This is a genomic window from Fischerella thermalis PCC 7521 (assembly GCF_000317225.1).
Lineage (GTDB): Bacteria > Cyanobacteriota > Cyanobacteriia > Cyanobacteriales > Nostocaceae > Fischerella > Fischerella thermalis.
In genome coordinates this window covers 1-21,493 of the sequence record NZ_AJLL01000030.1, presented here as the reverse complement: position 1 = coordinate 21,493, position 21,493 = coordinate 1, and the positions used below count along the sequence as shown (strand labels likewise).

Here is a 21,493-nt window from a genome sequence, read left to right as displayed (position 1 = left end):
TTGGAGTCGATGTCCCCACCCCATTGCTGAGGCTGTTTCAATCCCTAATAGGGATTAATTTAAGTTGCAACACGCACAATTCTTTATTGCTATGTAACCATGTTGGAGGTTTCAATCCCTAATAGGGATTAATTTAAGTTGCAACATTATAAAAAATCTTGAGTCCTGGATGAAATCCCAGGTTTCAATCCCTAATAGGGATTAATTTAAGTTGCAACTACCTAAAACTCCATACCTATTTGACTGATCCATGTTTCAATCCCTAATAGGGATTAATTTAAGTTGCAACGCACTGTGCATACCTTTCTTAAACTCTGATAAGTTTCAATCCCTAATAGGGATTAATTTAAGTTGCAACCTCGATGCCGGGCTGATAAGGTCGGTATCCGTAGGCTGTTTCAATCCCTAATAGGGATTAATTTAAGTTGCAACGAGTGGCTGCAAGCAAGAGGGGTAACGCAGCCAAGTTTCAATCCCTAATAGGGATTAATTTAAGTTGCAACTCGTATGAGCCAATGTAGCCGCTTACCTGCCCGATCTCGTTTCAATCCCTAATAGGGATTAATTTAAGTTGCAACGTGAATTCCACCAAAGTAAGCAGCGTGGAATCGAGTTTCAATCCCTAATAGGGATTAATTTAAGTTGCAACCTTCGACACTTGTGCCTACCTCGCGCACGATCGGTTTCAATCCCTAATAGGGATTAATTTAAGTTGCAACTTCCCAGGTTCAGTGCGCGAATAGATGCACTAAGTTTCAATCCCTAATAGGGATTAATTTAAGTTGCAACGGTAGGAACAACCCATTACAAACGCCGTGGGGAAGTTGTTTCAATCCCTAATAGGGATTAATTTAAGTTGCAACTCGACATCTCGTCCCTCTGTTTCGGAGCAATGGGGTTTCAATCCCTAATAGGGATTAATTTAAGTTGCAACTTGGCTTTTTTGCAGCGCCGCTACTTGGCGCAAGTGCTTTGTTTCAATCCCTAATAGGGATTAATTTAAGTTGCAACGCAAGGGATTGGATAATTTGTCCAAGTCCTCGATGTCGTAGTTTCAATCCCTAATAGGGATTAATTTAAGTTGCAACTGTCTTTGACAGGATGTGGTTCGCGATAATCTGCAAGCCTTTGGGTTTCAATCCCTAATAGGGATTAATTTAAGTTGCAACTTTATCTTGATTACGGCGTTCCAACTGAAGGGAAAATGGTTTCAATCCCTAATAGGGATTAATTTAAGTTGCAACAAATTCGATTGCAGCACCAGTGACGCGACTACTAGCGTTTCAATCCCTAATAGGGATTAATTTAAGTTGCAACGATTTGAGGGCGAGTTTATCCCTGTTGGAATAAGTCAGTTTCAATCCCTAATAGGGATTAATTTAAGTTGCAACTTGGCTTTTGAGCTGCTGCTTGCAACTCAAGGGGGGACGCAGTTTCAATCCCTAATAGGGATTAATTTAAGTTGCAACCTTAGTACAAATGCCCCAGCACCTTCCTTTACATAGTTTCAATCCCTAATAGGGATTAATTTAAGTTGCAACAAAAAGTCTAGTATCCCTTGACTTTTGACAAGTCCGTTTCAATCCCTAATAGGGATTAATTTAAGTTGCAACAAATCCCTGTTGATGTAAATGATATTTCTAGTTTGTTTCAATCCCTAATAGGGATTAATTTAAGTTGCAACCAGGGAATAATCAGCATAATCCTGAAAGCACTGCGTTTCAATCCCTAATAGGGATTAATTTAAGTTGCAACTTGCCGCGTACGCATAAACAATTTGATGTCCTTCTTTTTGGTTTCAATCCCTAATAGGGATTAATTTAAGTTGCAACATCAACTGCTCCAATGTCGCATTAGCCAATGGTGATGCGTTTCAATCCCTAATAGGGATTAATTTAAGTTGCAACATAGACTCTATCTGCGATCGCGCCTAAAGGCACGCGTTTCAATCCCTAATAGGGATTAATTTAAGTTGCAACCCAGCACAGCACCACCGCTGTTGCCTTCAATCGCGTTTCAATCCCTAATAGGGATTAATTTAAGTTGCAACCAACGAGCACACTTGCCAGCGCTAACTTTGATTGCCGTGTTTCAATCCCTAATAGGGATTAATTTAAGTTGCAACACTGTTATACTACAGAGATTATTTCTACAGAAGTTTCAATCCCTAATAGGGATTAATTTAAGTTGCAACTGGGCGACCATGGGTCAAGTCCTGTGCGTTGTATGTTTCAATCCCTAATAGGGATTAATTTAAGTTGCAACGAGCGATCGCAGATCCCCGAAGAGCGATCGCCCAGCCGGGATGTTTCAATCCCTAATAGGGATTAATTTAAGTTGCAACATGCAGAGATAGAAGAAAATCTCCTGCAATGGGCACAAAGTTTCAATCCCTAATAGGGATTAATTTAAGTTGCAACCGCTGGGGTGCGGACGGCAGGGAGTGCCGATACGAGTTTCAATCCCTAATAGGGATTAATTTAAGTTGCAACATCGCGGCCTGCACACTTTCGCAGCCCACAGCACGTTTCAATCCCTAATAGGGATTAATTTAAGTTGCAACTGTCGTAATTTATGGAAGTATTAGGCAGATCGGTCGTTTCAATCCCTAATAGGGATTAATTTAAGTTGCAACTGATATCTATTCTTTGAATCTAAAGGGGAAGGAGGAAAAGTTTCAATCCCTAATAGGGATTAATTTAAGTTGCAACTCTATAGTAAATACCAGATCGAGAATCAATATTCCGTTTCAATCCCTAATAGGGATTAATTTAAGTTGCAACTCGATTTCGGCATAGGCTCCCATTACACTCTCGCGTTTCAATCCCTAATAGGGATTAATTTAAGTTGCAACGGCTCAATTCAGAAGCCTTGCTGTATTTGGTTTTCAAGGTTCAGTGGTGCAGACCTAGATTAAATATAGCGTTTGAGCGATCGCACTGTCAAGAGCAAACGAGTATAAAATGGCTCAAATCTAGTCAGGGTAAGATTTACAGAAAAGGTGCAGACCTCATTTGCCATCAAATCAGTCTCTAACTTAGACAGAATCAGCATTTCAGCCCCAAAAATTGATTGCTTTTTTTCTACACCTACTGGTTTGCACCATCATCAAGCAAAAAACACCGTAGTATCCATTGGCATTTCGCCACCAATGCGCTCAATTTTACCCTGACAGCAAGCACAAAGAAAATAGAAGCGGATGCTGTCTTCATCAGGTTTAATGAGTTTTGCTAGCCGCGACCTCAATTTAGCATACTGAGTTTCAGTTAGGTTGCACTCAAATACAGAATACTGCATCCACTGTCCATAAGACTTGAGAATATTGTGGATTTTGGTACGACGTTTATCTTCGGGGATATCGTAACTGACGACAATAAACATGGGGAGGTGGGGATTAGGGGCGTGGGGAGATGGGGAGTCTGTAGACGCGCTTTGCGCGGCTTCCCGTAGGGTGGAGTGTGAGAGGTGTGGGGAGTAGTAAACCACTAACTACTAACTACTAACTACTAACCACTAACTAGATAAATTACTTCATTACCAATGGCGGATATTTTTCAATTTCGCCCATGAGGTATTTTGCAAGTAATCTTGCTTGCAGTTCAAAGGATTCTTGATAGGTGTATTGCTTTTGCATGACGGGATGTTTAAACTTTGTTTGCTTCTTTTCTTGATAGAGACGCAAAAATTTATGTAAGCCTTCTTTGGTGAGAGAAACAGCATTACTAAGTGGTTCGGTAATAAAGTCCGTAGGTACGAGAATGCGACGATTGATTGCTGTTAAGACTACTGCATCGACAATTACAGGACGAAATTCTTCCATTAAATCTAGTGCTAATGATGGTCTGCCATAACGCTCTGTATGTAAATATCCTAAATAGGGATCGAAGCCAACAATATTAATTGCACCCTGCACATCATGACGTAATAATGCATAACCCAAACTCAACAAAGAGTTGACTGGATCTGTAGGAGGACGACGGTTGCGAGTGTGAAATTGAAAGTTATCAACGCGAATCAGTTGATTAAAACAACTAAAATACGCGGCACTACCTGCACCTTCTAATCCTCGGATAGAATCAATAGATGTGGCTTGATCAAGATTTGCGATCGCAGTTGCTAATTGATTTAGTCCTCCGTTCAAATCTAAATCAGGGTAACTGCGTTGTGACTTTAGGAGAGAATAACGATAGTTTTTTAACTTTCCTCTCACAAAACCTTTACTAGCATGAATTGCTTGTGGTGATTCTCCCTTTGCTTTCCACTGGGCAGAACGTAAGAAAATATTCTTACTCATTTCTGGTTCTAATCGCGCAATATATTTACCGTTATTTGTCAAGAAAGTTAGAGGAATTTTTTGATTAACTAATTCGGCAATCGTAGCAGGAGAAATACTTGCTCTCCCCATAACTACCAAACCATCAATTTTGATTAAAGGCACATCCAAAATTGTTTTTTTCTCATATTTAACGTTGAGCCTTTCATCAACTTTACCGATAAAAGCATCTTCTTGTGTAATGTATACTGTACCCATGATTGATTTTTAAATTATGTGAAGGAATTAGAATTGGATCGATGGGGAGGTGGGGAGAAGAAAATAACAACTAACCACTAACCAATGTACAGACCTGCCATGGCACGTCTCTACAACAACTAACTACTAACTTAAATTTCTTCTTGATACCGCCTAACTTTTTCTGGTAATTGCGGTAAACATTGGTTGTAAAAACTGCATCCTTGGCAACGTTTGCTATAGGTTGCTATTGGCATGATGCCAGTTTCCAGGAGATTTTTTACTAATTTAATTGTGGCGATCGCACTTTGTCTTAATTCCTCAGAAATCTCCACTAATTGACGTTGATGGGAGTGAGCATAATAAATATATCCTGTGGTGACGGGTTTTCCTGTCATCTCTTCTAAACACAATGCTTGGGCACATACTTGCAACTCATCATTATCCCATTCACCTTTACGTCCTCGCTTATATTCAATGGGATACCATTCATTATTTTCTAATTCAATTAAGTCTGATTTGCCAATGAGTTGATATTTTTCGGATTTCAAATAAATTGCTCGAATTTGCCAAGTGTTTTCCCGATTGCCATCACTAAAAGTATGTACGCGTTCATGTAAACTTGTACCCTCAATTGTGTATTGATTATCAATAAATTCATCTGCACAAAACATGCGCCAGCAGCGATGCGGACAGTAGGCATATTGGTTTAATGCCGCAATCGGTATATATTCTGTATTATTCATAGTGGTGATAAAGCACTTAGATTTAGCGATTAGAAATCGCAGCTAATAACCAACAACAATCAACAATCAACCAACAACTAAACTCTACGTGTCATACCCATACCCATCGTTGTTTTCCGTCCAACTCCAGCATATAAAGCAAAGTCAGCTAAAGCATTAATTTGCTTAATTTGGATGGGTTCAGCTTCTCCCAAAATGCGATAATTAACTTCCCCAACAATGCCAATAAATTTACTGCGAGAGTCTGCTAAGATTTCTGTATGAATGTTGACAAAACTGGGAAATATAGCATCAAGAAAAAGATTTTCAAATTCGATACCACTATATTTATTCCAGCGCGCTAGTAAAGAATTAAATACGCATTCTCTAGTCGGGAGAGTGGTATCATACTTTCCTTGGCGGAAGGCGGTGGGTGTGGTGAAGGTAAGGGAAATTGTGCGATCGCTCTCACTTGCTTCCTGATATAATTGCTCATAGGTACAAGCATTTGCCCAAGGTTGGGTTGATTGGGGAGTACCGAGAATACTGGTAATGTACAAATCCGCAGAACCCAAGTGCCAAGCATGTTCAGGATTAATATTCAGCCAAAGCGGTGTAAGTTGGCTAAAGAGAGTGTCGTCTAGTAGAGAGATGCGCCACCAACAGGGAGTACCCGGAGGAATAGGTTTTTCGTGTTGCCATTGTAAAGTGTAATTTTTTTGGCTTGAATGTCCTCGCTTGCCACTACCATTACTTGTGTAACTTGACTTTACTTGTAAAGGGGAAAGAGTAAAAGCTTTATCTGCGGTAGAGTGATGGAGTAAGTCACCCAAAGTTCTATCTACTGAACTGACAAGATTTAAAAACAGTGCGTGGTAATGTCTGCCAGTCAGATAATTAGGATAGATGGGAGACTGGGGAATGAGATTGAGAACTAAACTATGCGGCATGAGATGCTTTTAGATTGGATAAAATCACTTAAAAATATACCAACGCCAGCGAACTCGCAAATTGATGCTGCAACATCAAGCAGGTTTTAGTGCAGAGTTGCTGGCGCAAGTATCAGCCAAGAAAAGAAAACGTACTTCGGATTGTGAGAAGTGATTAACCTCGAAAACGGTATGTCATCCGCACGGGAATTTTTAGTTCTTTGATATCCTCAAAGTAGTAATACTGTCCCCGCATCTGTACATTTTGAATTAGACTAACGGGAGGCATATTTACCACATCGTAACTAATCACTTGATTAGTGAACATGACATCCAAAGGATTTAAAGGATGGGTACAGATAAACAAATCATTTGTAGTTTTCGCTTCCGGTAATTTTTCCACAGTAACTTCTGCTTTACTCATCCATTTCCCCAAGCGAATCCATTTTGGTAATTTGAGTTCTTTTTGAGAAATTACAAAAAACTCAAATTGACTTTCTGGTGCAATTTCCTTTGCTCTCCCAAAACTGGGAATATTCTTTTGGGTTTTTTCCATCTCCACATGGTAGTTATTATTGGCATATTTCCATGTATTGAGAATAGAGGTATGATGAATAGAAGCAGCAGGAGTTACATAAATTCCCTGTTGATTGAGCGGAGTTAAATGCTGCTCATATTTGGGAACTTGTTCGGGACAAAAATAACGGTAGGAATCCTCTTCGGAAACCGTGGTTGCATATTTTTCACTATCTACTAATCCCAGTGCGTAGCAGAGTGCGTAGTTGTGAATTATTGGTTCGGTTTCGTAGAGTCTGCCGATTTCGCGGGTGGCATGATACATACTATCATGCAATTCGATGTGACAACGGTAAATAAAACTCATGATTTTTACTCCGTTGCAGCACCTGCTTTTTTGCCTTTTTTATTTTTATCGGAATCCTTAGAAATATATTTCTGTGCATAAGCGGAAGATTCTACATTGGCTTGAGTCAATAATTCTTGCAGTTTATTTTCGTTACTGGTGATTGATTTGACTTCATCTAATAAAGGGGTAAATTTATCCCCAATATAATCAGTATGGGTGACACATTCTTGAGTCATTAATTCATTAATTGCTTTAATTGCAGCTTTACGAACATCATCTTCGTTGAGTGGATCGGGTGGGTTAATTTTCCCATCAAAATTTAACAAGTCATATATTTTCTGTGTCCAGCGCAGGTTACTGACAATCTCTCCGTCAGCAAAGATAATACCAATTAGCTCATTTCTCAGCCTTCCAGTGCGTGTTGTTTGTGCTCCATAATGACGGGTTCTAATGATATTATTGAATACATACAAAAATCCCGCTTCTGTTGGATCTTTAAGTGTGACAATACTAGGGAAGAAAACTTGGGGTAAGATATGATCTTGGCTATTAATTCTGCTGGTAACTTCCCCTTTTCTACTCATTGTCCCATTCTCAAATGGTGCATTGAGGGTAAAGTTCAAGTGAGAATCTTCAAAGGGAGTGATTGAATAAGCTGTGTCCACCACTACTTTAGATTTTTCCGAACCAGCATCCCCAATTGCAAAACCATAGAGAATACAATCAGGAGTTGTTTTACTAAACTCAACGTTATAATCGCATTTTTCCCAATCACCAATTTTGTAATTACGCAGCAATTCTCGTCCGGTTAAACGCTCAGGAGTTGATTGTTTACGTTTAAACATTGCTAAACGACTAATTGCTTCTTGATGTTGAATTCCTGCACGTACTTTAGCTTTATTTAATTCTCCGTCTGTTTGGAATAATGGGTAAGATTCGGTAATGCGAATAGTAATAAAATGTGCGTACTTACCCATTGGTTTTGCAGGGATTTCGTTATGGAAGAATTTAGCGTCAATGGTTTTCAAAAAGTTCATATTTTTCTCCAAGGGTTAAGGTTAAACAAAAATACGGGATTTATTGTAGAGACGAAATATATCGCGTCTCTACATATTTAGGCTGCATCATCAACATCCAAATCAGGAATATCTTCGGGTTCTGCTTGCGGGAGATTCTTGCGTTCTTCATCATCTGCGAGGCGATAAAGGTATTCACAGGTATCTCGAATTAAGTTGAGTTGAGTCCCAGCTAAACGTGCGCGATCGCATTTGAAATTTCCCTCAAAAATCTCTTTGACAAAATAATTGGCGAAGTCATATACTGCTTGACGTTCCTCTTCAGAAGTAAGTGCAGGTTTCCACTTTCCATCAACGAAAGCAAGGGTTGGTTTTCCTTCAGCAGTTCTGCGTCTGACGTTATTCATTAATTTAGCTAAACGTGCAGCCACAACATCTGTTAATGATTCAGCGTCACTAGCTATAGCTTTATCAATTTTTAAAATCACATCCGCAGCTTCATCAATGGGTTTAAGGATTGCATTGGCTTTAGCATAATAACTTTTCGCACGATAAAAACGGCGATAGAGTTCTGTTAATTTCCTTAGTTGATTCATGGTTTCTTCTCCCGGTTCAAAGTATTTATACAAATCCATGTAAAGACGAATTTTTGCTACTGGTACAGCATCCAGAGTTTTTTGTTTATCGTCTTTATCTTTCTTGGGTTTACGTAGCCATTTAGTGAGATAATGAAAAACATATAAGGGACTTGTTTCCAAATCTCTGGCCAAATCTGACAATTTACCCCAATCTGGATCACCATCCTTTTTCCGATTAACTTCTAGGTGAATACAGTAAGCAGCAGTCAGCGCATTTAATGGTGAAAATTCACGTTTTTCTGAACTGCTCGGAAGAATACTATCTAAACGATAAGTATCTTTTTTGATCAAAGAACGAATTGCTTGATGCTCTCCATCTAATAACACAGTTTCTTCAAAATCTGCACCACTAATAAATGGCGGTACAGGAGATTCCGATGCGACTACTTTCACATCGAGAACGAGTGGTAGAGTTAATGCTAGCCATGCAGGTGTTACCCAAGATTCGGTGTCTGTTGGTTCTCTTCCTGGGGGTAATCCTAAGAAGAAAAATGTCAGAGTTTCCTTTTCAGGAAAGCTGATTTTAAAAGTGCGATCGTCATCTGGGTTGAGATTTTCTTTAATCAGCAGTGTATCGACTTGCTGATAATTTTGAATGCTGAATTTTGCAATTTGTTTATCAGTGATGAAATGCTTTCGCAACTCAGCATCAAATCGCGTTCTCGCGAATTGATTGTAGGCTAATTGCAAAAATTTATTGGTTTCAGGTGTGAAGAAGTAGGTGGGATAAAGATAAAGATAGCGATATTTGCGGCTTTCAAAATCTCCACCCACAGCATTAGTTTGATTCATTAAAATCTGTCTCAACATGATTTCAATTGACCAAATTGAGCAGATTTGCCGTTTTGCAGCCTGCGCGTTAAATAAAATCTGACGGTTGCTATAAACTTGTGGTGCAAATAAAGTTGCTGACTCCATCTGTTCAGTAACAGTATAAGCAGAACTCGACATTGCACAAACGCTTTCTCTTCCTCTTCCCGTTACTTTTGCGGCGTTGTAACGTTTTAATTCCAGTAAAAATGGTTCGGTTTCTGGTGCGAAAACTGCTCCTGTTGGTAATGAAATAACTCGTTTGACATAGGTTTTTAAATCCTCCCAACCATCAGGAATATCTTGAAATTCTTGAAGAATTGGCTGAATTAAACTTGCAGCATAATCTACCATTCCTCGCATAACTTCCAAGATTTGAGCAAAATCTTTACCGGGATGCTTGCGGAAATACTGTGCTGCAAGATAGTACCAATCTAGAGGAACACCACCAGTTTTCTTGAGGGATTGAATTTGTTTAATGGCTGGTATTTCATCAGATAATTCCAAATATTCTGCCAACTTTTGAGTCAAATCCAATTCGGGAGGTACTTTTCTTTTCGCTTTTGGTATATCTTTTTGTGCTTCTTTAACTCTTTCACACCAGGAATTCCAAATTCCTCGACACAAAATATCACCAAATTCAGCTAATCTATCAATCCGAATTTCATTGGGAAATTGCAAATTGAGATTTGTTGGTAACTCACCCTGGGTTTGATAGCTTTGTAAACTTTCACCCCGTTTCCCACTAGAGGCGGTTTTACTATCAGGAAGTAATCTGCAAGCTGCATCAATACTGACTTTCATTAATCCAACAACATCAAAGAATAGCCAGTAATAATCAGCAAATTTTAAACCCTTCCCATCACGATTAAATCCAGTTTGTCTTTCGCCTAACTTCTCAGCACAAAGACTTTTAATTTTATCAACAACACCTTCAGGAAGTGTATCAGTAGTAATGGTTGGTGCATTTGTATTCGCTAGGTAGACAACACCATCAGGAAGATAAAGCAAGGGTGTATAAAATTCTTCTGGGTGTGCTTCAATTAATGAATTGTTGAGGATATTAGTAAGAACACCACGATTTTCTGAAAGGGAATGGTACGTAAGTTTTAATTGATGGTTACTGAGTCTGCTAATTAGATTCGGTAAACGACCAGTTTCTACATCTCTAGGATGTTTGACGACAGAAGCAAATAAATCAGATAGTGAGACTAGGTCGATTAAAACCTGTCGAATTCTACTATCTATCCTTTCATCATCTAAGGTTTTTAATCCACGAGTAGCAAGACCTAAATCGGAGTCGTGTTTAACACCAGAATTATTACTAATTTCGATGATATCGTCAATAAAATCTTGCCAATCATCACCTAATAAATAATACAAGCCAAAATCTAGTATTTTCTTGGTGATGTATCCACGTCCTAAATTGGGTGCATCTTCTTTTTTAGGTGTGTCTAATTCCCAATCCCTTTCAGCTATATTATTCTCTATCAACCAAGCTTGATAGTCTGGGAATTTTTCATAATCATGCAGTAGATAAGCAGTGATGAAAATACAAGCTTGTAAATCTTCACAATTTCGCTTGACAGGATTTGTTTCTTTTGATGATTGCAGTTTCCTTAAAATCCGATAGGTGGGAAACAAACCATTGAGTAAATGTGCAACTATCGATTGATCTCCGGCATTTCTGCTACTGTCAACAGGTTCTTTTCCTTTTTTAGCACGTTCAGCATTAATCTTGGGAATAGTAATCTCAAAAAACTTCCCACCTTTTGCTGTCGCACCTGCTAACTGTTGTATCAGATTAGGCAATACGTATTCTGTAAAGCGTTCTAAAATTTCATCATCTTGATTGCCTTTCGCTTTTTTAACTGCTTCTTTAAATAAGCGAATTGTCAATAATTCTTTTTTTAATGGTGACTCCTCATCTTCTTCAGCCACATCAAAATTTAGGACTTCTTCCGGTAAGTCATCAAAATTATCTTCAAAGTTATTCATCAATTTTCCTCCTCCGATTTAATTGCTTGATATTCTTGAACTGTTCCCCTCTGAATAATCCATAATTGACCCGTGACATCTGCTGTTTCTAAGCCATTAATTAATGTCTCAATAGCTTCACGCCAATTCGTAAAATTGAAACGAGAGGGTAGACGAATAATTACAATACCTGAATAATTTGTTGGGCTATACTTCAAGCGATTACCAAACCCGCGATCGCACGTAATTAAACACCTATTCTCATTACGACAAACTTCAATCAATTCCTTATTCGGTGCTGAACTTAAACCTTGTCCTGGTACAGTTGCAACATCATGACCTGCTAATTGCAATAAGGTCATGACACGCATATCTATATTTTCATCTAACTTTAATTTCATGCACTCGCTTCTTTTTTTTTGTCTAAAGGAAGCTCCACAAAAGCTCCTCTTGCCATTTCTGAACCATAAGCTATGCAAGCAAGTATGTCTTCTCTTTCAATACTGGGATATGCTTCCAGAATTTCTTCGATTGATGTACCACTTGCCAGATAATCTAGAATTAGAGATACCCAAATCCGATGTCCGCGAATACAGGGTTTGCCAAAACATATATTTGGATCGATGGAAATCCGGGAAAGTAAATCATTTCTAGCCATTTGTTTTTCTCCAAATTTTTCTTAGTTCTTCCAAACGAACCCATTTATCATCTTTCTTAACTTCAATGTACTCCCATCCATTTATTGCACCACCATTTATTTTTGCTGCTAAGGGACTTGGTTTATCAAATTCTTCACCTTTATAGAAAATAGTTCCTTTGACGGAAATTTCTAGACCGTTAATATAGTCTCGCTGCAATTTTTTTGCCACTTCCCGCTTAAGCTTAACTCGCACAGACATTCCCTGATTGGTGATACCTGCATCAAATAGTTGACTCAGCCTTACCTGTGAGTGTTCTGCATTCTCCTCCTGGGTTGGAATTTCAAAAATATGTAACTGCTTGGCTGGAACTTTGATTTCACGTTGCAAATTTGCTGGTACACGTTCAAATTGCAGGTGCTTGGTCTTGAAAACCCAGTCTAGTAGCTGAGTGCGTAAATTTTGTGGCATCCGAGAGAAATCATCAGCGTCGAGATGAATATGCATACAAGTACTCCATGAGATGTCTGTATTCTACCAAGCACTTCCTAAAAATGCAATAGTTACTGTAGCCTAATGATTAAAACATATTTTTTTTGGTCACGTGATTCGCCTTTTTCTTCCGAACAGGCACAATATCGTGTACCTTATATATAAGGAGAAAGGAAAGCAGTGTAGTACTGCATAGGTAGAAATACCGCGTAATACCTCTTAGGGATTGAAACACTGTAGCCTTCTGATTTCGGGCAAAACCCTTTCTCCACAATCTTCCTAACATATCCATCCTTCATCATCCTTGGGTTTCCAACACCAAGTTAGGGTTTCTAACAACAATGCATCCTGTCCAAAGGCTATGGAATACCAGGAACCTCGATTTTCTGGTTCATTGGTGAGGGGGTAAAGTTGAAAGTGCATTGGTAGTCTGAGGGTAGCGCGTAAATAATTGCGATCGCGATCCGAAATAAAGCACACTAATTTACGCCGACTGACTGCATCACTTATTTGTTGGATACCGTAACCGTGGGGTTGGCAAATCTCCAAATCTTCAAGAACTTGCACTTTACCAGTTTCCGCCAACTTGCGGATATTTCCTGGATAGTAAAAATGCCAATCTTCCCGCACTTCTCGAAAATCTTTTAACTTCAAATAACACAAAGCTTTTTCAAATCTTTTGGTTGTTACCCCTGTTTTTTTCGCTTTTTCCATAAAGCTTTTCTCATCCCACAACTCAAAAATAAAGTTGCTGAGAATACCAGGAAGGTTATACATTTTAAACCTATCCACTTCTGGATCATCAGGATTAGTTAAATCGTAAATTGCACAATCTAATTGACTACTACCCCTAAAACTCCTCGCCTCATCAATAATTTTTGTTTTCCCTTCATTTTGACAGCGATAAAACTGTCCGTTCATTTGTTTGATACTAATTTCTAACGCTTTTTGAATATCAGCACCAAACTTTTTCGCAACATCGGGATATTTTTCTTTCATGTGCCGATTACCTTGCAGCTTAGAGTAAATATAAGCTGACTGTATCCCACCCCATCGCTTCGGATATCTTTCAAATTCGTTTCTGTCTACCCACGAACTACGAATAGCGTTCGTAAAAGTTATCCGGTCAAAAGTTTCACCCTCCTGTAATGGATGGGATTGCTCTTCAAATAACCTCGCAACTAAAAAATTCGGAATTAATGCATAAGCTTGATAAGTTTCAAATCCTTCATGTCTGCCAAGTCTGCCAAAACGCTGAATAAAATTACCCGCATCCGCAGCTTCAAAAACTAAGAAATTAATCTTAAAATCAACTCCCACATCAATTGTCGAAGTCCCAAGGAGTAAATCAGCTTCTGCAACTGAATCTCTTTTTTCTGTTTCCCCTGTTAATCCCGTATTTTCTCTCACCTGCCATCGCGGTTCAAAAATAGCCTTAAACTTAGGCAATAATTTTTTCACCGCTGCGATCGAATTGAGAATAATTGCACCTTTACTGTTGGGATAGTCCTGGAAAAATTTCAAAATAACTTTTTCAGCATTTTCTGCTAGCCATTCATAACTCGAACGCAAATTCGGTTCCAGTCCTTGAGGAAAGATTAAATTTATTGGCTGACTAATCTGTCGCCAACCTTGATTGTCAGCATCAGCATCAAATTTATATGCACCAACATCTACCGGGTTAATAATTTTTGGTGTTATTCCAGCTTTTTCTAGAAAGCCTTGTAATAATTTATTGGGTGTAGCAGACAGAAATAAAAATTTCTTTGGGTCGTTTGCTGTATTTTTAATTAGCAGGATAGTATTAATTACACTCGCAATCTGTGGAGAGGAAAAGATGTGAAACTCATCGTAAATAAACAGTTTGTATCTCTCATCAATTCGGCGAAATAACCTATCTGGGTTATCTACTTTACCTCGCAGATAGTAGAAATTATGAATGTAGTGAAATAGGTCTGGGTTTGTTAAGAGTATTTCATACAAAGTTGAAATATTATCAAGTCCTTCCAGCTTAGAAGGTAACTTCCCCGTATTTACATAGTCTTCCAAAACCGCTGCTGTAAGGCGGTGTATCTGCGGGTCATACTTTGGCTGAAACTTGTCTTTGTACCCTTGTACCTGTTTTTCTTGATCTCGTGCTAGTTCATTTGTTGGGTACATTGCCAAAGTGTACGTACGATGATTCATTGCTGACAGAAAAGCCGCCAAACTTTTACCATCGCCAGTCATTGCTGTGTTGAAGATGACCTCAATATTTGGATCTTGTAGTGCTTTAAAAGTTTCGACTTGATGCCAAGACAGCGACCAATTCTTAGGTAATTTCAAACCTTCAGGCGTTGACACAGTTTGGGAATATACAGGCTTAAGCGAAATACTGTAATTGGACATATCCTTAAATAGTGTCCGTAAGTTGTTGTTAAATCCTATATTGGCACTCAAAATAGAGATTGACAAGATATGTCCATATAAAAATGTCCGTATAAAAATGAGTCGCAAAGGTCAGTCGATAACACTGTCAGTTTCAGAACGCGATAAAGCCGAGTTAGAAAACCTAGCGCGGGAATTTGGGATGATGTGGGGCGATCGCCCAAACATCTCTAAACTAGTAGAAGCGATCGCACGTCATCAGTTAACCATCGGTAAAAATCACGATTGGTCAGAAACACGCATTAGAGCCTTAGACACAGCGATGCGTGCATTAACCGACATCGGACAAAATGAGCAAGCACAAGAAATTGCTAAACTACTTCTCGAACGCAGCGAACTATCAATACCACTGCGAACTGAAATAGAGCGTTTTTTAGAAAATTTACCTCCACCTTGGCGTTTGGAAATTGATCGTTTTATCCTGCGTCATCAGCCTTTTCAACTTTCTTATCAAGATGCAGCACAGCGTTTGTGGAATTTCACTGTTCGCCATGCCAAAGTTACACCCCACGAAAAGCGTCAATATCTTGATTGCTGGTGCGAAGAGACTGAAGGAAATCTAGATATAGAAGAATTACGAAACAACTGGAGTCTGCGTTTAGACAGAATACAAGATGCTGCTGTCATCCCAATTGCTGGTGAGTGGCGATCGCACTTGGCACAAATAGAGGTAGAAATGCACTTATTTAACGGTTTAGCCTTTGCTTACCAAGCCAAACCAGAAGATATATTCAATGAATGGCTACCAGATACTCCACGGGTGCGGCGAGTAATTAGGCGTGTATCCAGTACCTTTTGGTTTATCCGCGAAGTCATGCAGTATGCACCAGATTGCGTAATTGTATCACCAGAAAACGTGCGATCGCTCCTTTGTGAAAAACTCCAAACCCTTTGTCAGCGTTATGATTTGAACCTTAATTCCTAAGAATACAAGCGTATAACAGTTAACAGTTAAAAGCTGATAACTGTTCACTGATTTCAGAGTGTAGGGTTTTTATTCCCCTTTACTCTTGCATTGTTTACTGAAAACTCAGTAATAATACTGACAATCACTACTCTAAACTTGTTTTCATTAACTCAAATCTATGATTCTCTGCTCAGTTCAAGACCACCTATGTAATTCTTCTATTCTTTGCGTTCTTTGCGGTTCGTCATACACTTTCTGGACAAACAGAGAATAATAAATTCTGAACAGTTGGATTTGGTATTTGTATTATCACCAAATATACTGAAAGATTAAGGTGTCAATAATTTGACAAACAAATGCTACAATAGTTAACAAATGCTGCGGATGTGTAATTTAGGTTAACTATTGAATAGAAATTCTCTGAGAATGAGTAAAATGACAGAACAGTTACAATTACTCAAGGGCTATCCTATGGATTAGCTACCCTAGATATAGACCTTTATTTTAGTCCTCAGATATTTTTAATGTTCCTGAGGCAGATTACACAATACCAAACTCAATTCTTAACAAAGAGCTGCCACAAATCATAATGCCAGTGACTGAGAAAAAAAGAACTCGCGATTTGCCCCAAATTAATGAAAGAATTCGCTTTCCGAAAATTCGGGTCATCGATACCGATGGAGCCCAGCTGGGGATTCTGTCCCCACAGGAAGCGCTGCAACTAGCCGAGGAAAAAGAGCTAGACCTAGTGCTGCTCAGTGACAAGGCCGATCCGCCGGTTTGTCGGATTATGGATTATGGGAAGTACAAATTTGAGCAGGAGAAGAAAGCGCGGGAAGCCAGGAAGAAGCAGCACACAGCTGATGTGAAAGAAGTGAAAATGCGCTACAAAATTGAAGAACACGATTACAACGTCCGTGTGAAGCAGGCAGAACGTTTTCTCAAAGATGGCGATAAAGTGAAAGCCACCGTCATGTTCCGGGGTCGAGAAATACAACACAGCGATCTGGCAGAAGATTTGCTCAAGCGGATGGCGACTGATCTAGAAGCAGTTGCAGAGGTGCAGCAAGCACCCAAAAAAGAAGGACGAAACATGATGATGCTTCTTTCTCCGAAGAAATAATTTAATTTTGTTGTTTGGTGTTTGTTGTTTGATGTTTGGAATCAGTCAACAACCAACGAGCAACAACTAACAAATTCACATAAAATTGATAGTCCTGAGTTCTGAGTGGGAAAAATAATACTCGGTTACTCAGGACTTTTGCTATGTACTGACTTTGAGGTTCCAGGGGAAAGAAAGGGAAAGGGTTTTTTAATTAACTCTTACCCCTACCCTACGGGAAAGCCTTACGGCGTATGGGAAGTCGTTTACGCGTCTACACCTTTTCCCGATTTTTGCAACAAGTCTAATACTGGTCATGCAGAACTGAGTAACTAAGGTTTTGTGTTGTGTGTTGTCTGATGTTTGGAATACCAACTATCAACAACCAACCACCAACCATCAACAACCAACAATTTTAAAACTGCATGGAACTGAAAAATTATTGGACTGCTCCTAAAAAAGGCATTTTGTCGCAATTACTTAAGTGGGTAAATCTCCGACCAGAGGAAAGCGATCGCACTTGGTTGATGTTCGCTTTTTACACCAGCACATCAATAGGATTACGGTGGTCAGAAGACTCCACAGTAGCACTGTTTCTGGATCAGTACGGGGCTAAATCCTTACCTTGGATTTATATCGCCAGTGCCATTATGGGTGCTGTTTTAGTCATCTTGTATTCCTGGTTGCAAAAGATTTTTCCTTTGCGGCGGGTAATTATAGCGATCGCCCCTTGCATGTTCTTACCACTAGTTCTATTTCGTATCGGTTTACACGTTTCCTATGTTTCAGTCTGTATCATATTTCTCCTACGGTTATGGGTGGACGCATTCTACGTCATCAACGATCTCAACACCTCAATTGCAGCTAACCAACTATTTAATATTCGGGAAATTAAACGCGCCTTTCCCCTGATCAGTAGCGGTATTTTAGTAGCTGATGTCATTAGTGGTTTTAGTTTGCCATTTCTATTGCTATTCGTAGGACTAGATAACGTAATTATGCCCATAGCTGGTGTATTCATCGGCTTAGGGGCCTTTATTCTTTTTTATCTCAGTAAAAATTATCCCCAGGCTTTTCCTGATACTCCCCAAATCGAAATAGAAGCAGCACAATACTCTCAAAAACGCCGTCTGTTCGGACCGATCAAACATTACGCCTGGTTGCTGTTTGCATTTTTCGCTCTTTTACAAGCAATGGGAGTATTGATTGATTTTCAATATCTTACTCAGTTGAATTCAAATTTTCAGGGTAAAGATATTGCTAGCTTTTTGGGTTTGTTAAGTGGAATTACAGGATTATGTGAGTTGGGAATGCAGTTATTTATTTCCAGTCGCGCCCTCGAACGTTTTGGAGTATTTTATACAGCTGCAACTTTACCAATTACCGTAGGCTTGTTAATGCCTTTAACTATACCCTTGTTAGGTTTATTGGCCCAGGGTAATTCTTATAATCTTTTATGGGGTCTAGTAATTCTGAAATTCCTAGACGAACTTCTGCGTTACACCTTTGTTGTCAGTAGCGGACCTCTACTTTTCCAACCAATCCCAGATAAAATTCGTAGCCATGTTCAGTCATTAGCAGGAGGCGTTGCTGATGCTTTCGGTGCGGGAACAGCAGGTTTTGTAATTTTATTTACCCTGTGGTTAGGCAGAAAACTGCTACCCATACACGCTTCAATTTTGGTCGTAGAAACCGTACTTGTAGCTTTGTGCTGCTTAGTAGTCATTTGGTTTTTGCGATCGCGTTACGTTAACCTGTTAGTCTTAAGTGCAGGACAAGGACAACTCAGCGCTACGAATGCAGACTTACGTGCATTCAAACAAGCAGTCGTTAAAGCCTTGGGAGAACAAGGTACTGAAACAGATAAACGCTCTTGTATTGAACTTTTATCTCAAATTGACCCCAAAGGTGTAGGTGAAGTCTTAGCTCCTCTACTAGTTAAGTTACCTCCTAACTTGCAGAAAACCAGTTTGGAAGTCATGCTTGCAGCAGGTGTTAACCCTGCTTATTTGCCAGAAATTCGTGCTTTACTGGAACTACCTCAAAATAGTGTTAGTCCCGAAGTATTTGCTCTTTCCCTACGCTACCTTTGGTTGGCTGAGTCAGATCCAGACGTCAATAGACTAGAAAAGTATCTCACAGAAGAACATTCTATCATCCGTGCTACAGCTGCTGCCCTATTGCTGCGCGAGGGAACACCCATACAAAAATTAGCCGCTACCAAGACTTTACGACGGATGCTGACTCATCACCAAGAAAAAGAACGGGTGAATGCAGTCAAAGCCTTGAGAGAAGCAGTTCATTTGCAGGCGCTGCGAATTTATATTCCCAATTTATTGCAAGATGATTCTCTGCGAGTACGTTGTGCAGTCATAGAAATGATAGCTGCAACTCATTTAGAGGAGTACTATCCAGCCTTATTGGGAGGACTTTATTACAAATCAACCCGCAATGCAGCAATGCAGGCTTTGGTAAAACTGGAAAATGAAGCTTTACCAATGTTGGTTGAATTAGCTACTAATATCTATAAGCCAGAAATAGTACGAATTTACGCTTGGCGCACCATTAGTCAAATCCCCAGCTTAGAAGCGATAGATACTTTATGGCAGTTTTTAGAAACCTCACGGGGTAATAGCAGAGATCATATTCTCCGTGCTTTACTCAAAAGGTTACAAAAAGAGGGAATTCTTGGTTCAGTCGAACAGTTTTATCAAACCAAAGTCAAAACATTAATTGAGCAAGAATTATATTTTATTGGCGAACTTTATGCTGCTTACATAGACTTTGAAAATCAATTGAAAATTTATAATCAATATATAGATTTAAAAACCCAAGAAACTATAGATACTTATCATTCTGGTATCAGAATTATTGCTGTCATATCCCTGTTAAATCGTGCCATATTAGACTTAGAAAGTGATATTAAAGAAAGATTACTATTATTACTACAACTACTATATCCCATCGACAAAATCCAAGCAGCAGCTTTTAATTTACGTTCAGCATCAGCAATAAACTTAGCACGAGGATTAGAAATTTTAGAACATACTATAAATTTGCCGAATAAATCCTTACTGCTGAATATTTTGGATAAGCGATCGCCCGCCGAAAAACTGCAATATCTCATAGCAGCAGAGATGGCAGAATATCAACAAATGGCAGTTAATGAACGTATTCGTAATTTATTAGTACATAAACAATTACTTTCTGACTGGTGCTTGGCTTGTTGTTTCCATTTTTCTCAAATTGCCCGCATCCGTCTCACCACAGAACAAGTTTTAGAAAGCTTAAATCATCCCACAGGTTTTGTTAGAGAAGCAGCGATCGCTTATTTAAGCGTAGTATCACCCCGCATTTTAATCAAAATATTACCCCAGCTACAAAAAGATCCCCATCCGCTTGTAGCGAATCAAGTCAAAGAGTTGATGAAGTTGATTGTTGATTGTTGATTGTTGATTGTTTGGAAGAGAAAAAGATGAATAAAGCTAACTTTGAGTATTTACAGATTTTCCAATTAGCTGAGAAGCTGGCAGATATGATATGGGATATTGTTATAAATTGGAAAACAATTTACTCCTGCTGTTGATAGTATAGGTGCAAATATCGCAGAAGGTAACGGTCGCTATAACTTACAGGATAATCTCAGATTTATAAAGATTGCCAGAGGCTCTTTGTATAAAACAAGATATTGATTAAAAAGAGCAGATATCCGTAAATTATTGGTGAATGAACAATTAGATAATGTAGAAGCGATTATTAATGAATTGTCACCAAAATTAAATGCTTACTTAAAATATCTTGATATGACTATCAAAAAACAACACAAATAATAGTTATTCATCACAATCAACCACCAACCACCAACCATCACACAAACAATAATTATGCTAACTACCGTTGAACGTTTATTATTCGTCCGCAGAGTACCCATTTTTAAAGAACTACGCGATGATTTCATCGTTCGATTGGCTTCTGTCATGGATGAATTGTCCTTTCCAGCAAATTACACCATTTTTAACGAAGGAGACGAAGGGCGATCGCTTTATATTATCGTCTCCGGGAAAGTCAAAGTTCATATTGGTAAACAACAACTAGCTATTTTCCCCAAAGGTGAATCCTTTGGGGAAATGGCAGTATTTGATGCTCAACCACGCTCCGCTTCCGCCACCACTTTAGAAACTTGTGAATGCTTGGAATTAACCCAAGAACAGCTTTACGAAGCAATTGATGAAACTCCTGAAATCGCCGTCAATATTATTGGTATTCTCTCCCGGCGAATTCGAGAACTTAACGACAAAATGAATGCAATATGAATTTCTCTTCTCTCTATCAGAAAATACTCTCTTGGCGTTCTTGGCGTCTACCCTACGGGAAGCCGCTTGAGCGCGTCTATGGCGGTACATTACTTCATTTCCATATTGTACAACACCCAAAGCTGGACTAGCGATCGCAAATAA

Annotated in this window: 17 protein-coding genes and 1 CRISPR repeat array; of the genes, 5 read left to right on the top strand and 12 right to left on the bottom strand. The window is 39.0% G+C overall.

All coding sequences use genetic code 11. The features are described from left to right. Positions 1 to 34 precede the first annotated feature (34 nt). Positions 35 to 2,854: direct repeats of the CRISPR family, unit length 37 nt; unit sequence GTTTCAATCCCTAATAGGGATTAATTTAAGTTGCAAC. Positions 2,855 to 2,913: 59 nt separating this feature from the next. From UYK_RS25995 to cas3, 12 genes are all read right to left on the bottom strand, one after another. Next, entirely contained in the window at positions 2,914 to 3,054 is a 141-nt protein-coding gene (locus UYK_RS25995) for a hypothetical protein (protein WP_157221813.1), read from the bottom strand. A 54-nt stretch (positions 3,055 to 3,108) separates the two neighbouring features. Beyond that, positions 3,109 to 3,381, bottom strand: a complete 273-nt coding sequence (gene cas2, locus UYK_RS0106735; RefSeq protein ID WP_009458815.1) for a CRISPR-associated endonuclease Cas2 — start codon at positions 3,379 to 3,381, stop codon at positions 3,109 to 3,111. A gap of 145 nt (positions 3,382 to 3,526) precedes the next feature. Then, positions 3,527 to 4,531 (bottom strand): type I-D CRISPR-associated endonuclease Cas1d, encoded by a 1,005-nt coding sequence (gene cas1d / locus UYK_RS0106730; protein WP_009458814.1) that lies wholly within the window; start codon positions 4,529 to 4,531, stop codon positions 3,527 to 3,529. Between the two features lie 131 nt (positions 4,532 to 4,662). Beyond that, the gene (gene cas4 / locus UYK_RS0106725) at positions 4,663 to 5,256 is read right to left on the bottom strand and encodes a CRISPR-associated protein Cas4 (RefSeq protein ID WP_009458813.1); all 594 of its coding nucleotides are present in this window, start codon (positions 5,254 to 5,256) and stop codon (positions 4,663 to 4,665) included. Positions 5,257 to 5,333: 77 nt separating this feature from the next. Continuing rightward, a complete protein-coding gene (gene cas6 / locus UYK_RS0106720) occupies positions 5,334 to 6,185 on the bottom strand; it encodes a CRISPR-associated endoribonuclease Cas6 (protein ID WP_016871139.1) in 852 nt (283 codons plus the stop codon). 154 nt (positions 6,186 to 6,339) lie between these two features. Continuing rightward, entirely contained in the window at positions 6,340 to 7,047 is a 708-nt protein-coding gene (gene cas5d, locus UYK_RS0106715) for a type I-D CRISPR-associated protein Cas5/Csc1 (protein WP_009458811.1), read from the bottom strand. Positions 7,048 to 7,052: 5 nt separating this feature from the next. Continuing rightward, positions 7,053 to 8,066: a type I-D CRISPR-associated protein Cas7/Csc2 gene (gene cas7d, locus UYK_RS0106710; protein WP_009458810.1), complete on the bottom strand. Its 1,014-nt coding sequence runs from the start codon at positions 8,064 to 8,066 to the stop codon at positions 7,053 to 7,055. 77 nt (positions 8,067 to 8,143) lie between these two features. Then, positions 8,144 to 11,491: a type I-D CRISPR-associated protein Cas10d/Csc3 gene (gene cas10d, locus UYK_RS0106705; protein WP_016871137.1), complete on the bottom strand. Its 3,348-nt coding sequence runs from the start codon at positions 11,489 to 11,491 to the stop codon at positions 8,144 to 8,146. Further along, a complete protein-coding gene (locus tag UYK_RS0106700) occupies positions 11,491 to 11,871 on the bottom strand; it encodes a DUF5615 family PIN-like protein (protein ID WP_009458808.1) in 381 nt (126 codons plus the stop codon). Before UYK_RS0106700 ends, cas10d begins: the two co-directional genes overlap by 1 nt. Continuing rightward, positions 11,868 to 12,128, bottom strand: coding sequence for a DUF433 domain-containing protein (locus UYK_RS0106695; protein WP_009458807.1), 261 nt, complete (start codon positions 12,126 to 12,128; stop codon positions 11,868 to 11,870). Before UYK_RS0106695 ends, UYK_RS0106700 begins: the two co-directional genes overlap by 4 nt. Beyond that, positions 12,121 to 12,615, bottom strand: a complete 495-nt coding sequence (locus UYK_RS26510; protein ID WP_162138635.1) for a hypothetical protein — start codon at positions 12,613 to 12,615, stop codon at positions 12,121 to 12,123. Before UYK_RS26510 ends, UYK_RS0106695 begins: the two co-directional genes overlap by 8 nt. 264 nt (positions 12,616 to 12,879) lie before the next feature. Then, a complete protein-coding gene (gene cas3 / locus UYK_RS0106680; protein WP_009458805.1) occupies positions 12,880 to 14,988 on the bottom strand; it encodes a type I-D CRISPR-associated helicase Cas3' in 2,109 nt (702 codons plus the stop codon). A 97-nt stretch (positions 14,989 to 15,085) separates the two neighbouring features. Here cas3 and UYK_RS0106675 point away from each other — a divergent pair, with 97 nt between their 5' ends. The 5 genes from UYK_RS0106675 to UYK_RS0106655 all read left to right on the top strand — a co-directional run bounded on the left by UYK_RS0106675 (position 15,086) and on the right by UYK_RS0106655 (position 21,349). Then, positions 15,086 to 15,952, top strand: coding sequence for a helix-turn-helix transcriptional regulator (locus tag UYK_RS0106675; protein WP_009458804.1), 867 nt, complete (start codon positions 15,086 to 15,088; stop codon positions 15,950 to 15,952). A 571-nt stretch (positions 15,953 to 16,523) separates the two neighbouring features. After that, complete coding sequence (infC, locus tag UYK_RS0106670; protein WP_009458803.1) at positions 16,524 to 17,057, top strand: translation initiation factor IF-3; 534 nt, start codon at positions 16,524 to 16,526, stop codon at positions 17,055 to 17,057. 404 nt (positions 17,058 to 17,461) lie between these two features. Beyond that, a complete protein-coding gene (locus UYK_RS0106665) occupies positions 17,462 to 20,485 on the top strand; it encodes an MFS transporter (RefSeq protein WP_009458802.1) in 3,024 nt (1,007 codons plus the stop codon). A 108-nt stretch (positions 20,486 to 20,593) separates the two neighbouring features. Continuing rightward, entirely contained in the window at positions 20,594 to 20,728 is a 135-nt protein-coding gene (locus tag UYK_RS27655; RefSeq protein ID WP_308409904.1) for a four helix bundle protein, read from the top strand. A gap of 192 nt (positions 20,729 to 20,920) precedes the next feature. Next, positions 20,921 to 21,349, top strand: coding sequence for a Crp/Fnr family transcriptional regulator (locus tag UYK_RS0106655; RefSeq protein WP_009458800.1), 429 nt, complete (start codon positions 20,921 to 20,923; stop codon positions 21,347 to 21,349). Positions 21,350 to 21,493: the final 144 nt, after the last annotated feature.

What these genes read in the sequence shown, in the direction of transcription:
- UYK_RS25995 (WP_157221813.1), bottom strand. Translation starts at nt 3,054, where the DNA reads ATGCTGATTCTGTCTAAGTTAGAGACTGATTTGATGGCAAATGAGGTC.
- cas2 (WP_009458815.1), bottom strand. Translation starts at nt 3,381, where the DNA reads ATGTTTATTGTCGTCAGTTACGATATCCCCGAAGATAAACGTCGTACC.
- cas1d (WP_009458814.1), bottom strand. Translation starts at nt 4,531, where the DNA reads ATGGGTACAGTATACATTACACAAGAAGATGCTTTTATCGGTAAAGTT.
- cas4 (WP_009458813.1), bottom strand. Translation starts at nt 5,256, where the DNA reads ATGAATAATACAGAATATATACCGATTGCGGCATTAAACCAATATGCC.
- cas6 (WP_016871139.1), bottom strand. Translation starts at nt 6,185, where the DNA reads ATGCCGCATAGTTTAGTTCTCAATCTCATTCCCCAGTCTCCCATCTAT.
- cas5d (WP_009458811.1), bottom strand. Translation starts at nt 7,047, where the DNA reads ATGAGTTTTATTTACCGTTGTCACATCGAATTGCATGATAGTATGTAT.
- cas7d (WP_009458810.1), bottom strand. Translation starts at nt 8,066, where the DNA reads ATGAACTTTTTGAAAACCATTGACGCTAAATTCTTCCATAACGAAATC.
- cas10d (WP_016871137.1), bottom strand. Translation starts at nt 11,491, where the DNA reads ATGAATAACTTTGAAGATAATTTTGATGACTTACCGGAAGAAGTCCTA.
- UYK_RS0106700 (WP_009458808.1), bottom strand. Translation starts at nt 11,871, where the DNA reads ATGAAATTAAAGTTAGATGAAAATATAGATATGCGTGTCATGACCTTA.
- UYK_RS0106695 (WP_009458807.1), bottom strand. Translation starts at nt 12,128, where the DNA reads ATGGCTAGAAATGATTTACTTTCCCGGATTTCCATCGATCCAAATATA.
- UYK_RS26510 (WP_162138635.1), bottom strand. Translation starts at nt 12,615, where the DNA reads ATGCATATTCATCTCGACGCTGATGATTTCTCTCGGATGCCACAAAAT.
- cas3 (WP_009458805.1), bottom strand. Translation starts at nt 14,988, where the DNA reads ATGTCCAATTACAGTATTTCGCTTAAGCCTGTATATTCCCAAACTGTG.
- UYK_RS0106675 (WP_009458804.1), top strand. Translation starts at nt 15,086, where the DNA reads ATGAGTCGCAAAGGTCAGTCGATAACACTGTCAGTTTCAGAACGCGAT.
- infC (WP_009458803.1), top strand. Translation starts at nt 16,524, where the DNA reads ATGCCAGTGACTGAGAAAAAAAGAACTCGCGATTTGCCCCAAATTAAT.
- UYK_RS0106665 (WP_009458802.1), top strand. Translation starts at nt 17,462, where the DNA reads ATGGAACTGAAAAATTATTGGACTGCTCCTAAAAAAGGCATTTTGTCG.
- UYK_RS0106655 (WP_009458800.1), top strand. Translation starts at nt 20,921, where the DNA reads ATGCTAACTACCGTTGAACGTTTATTATTCGTCCGCAGAGTACCCATT.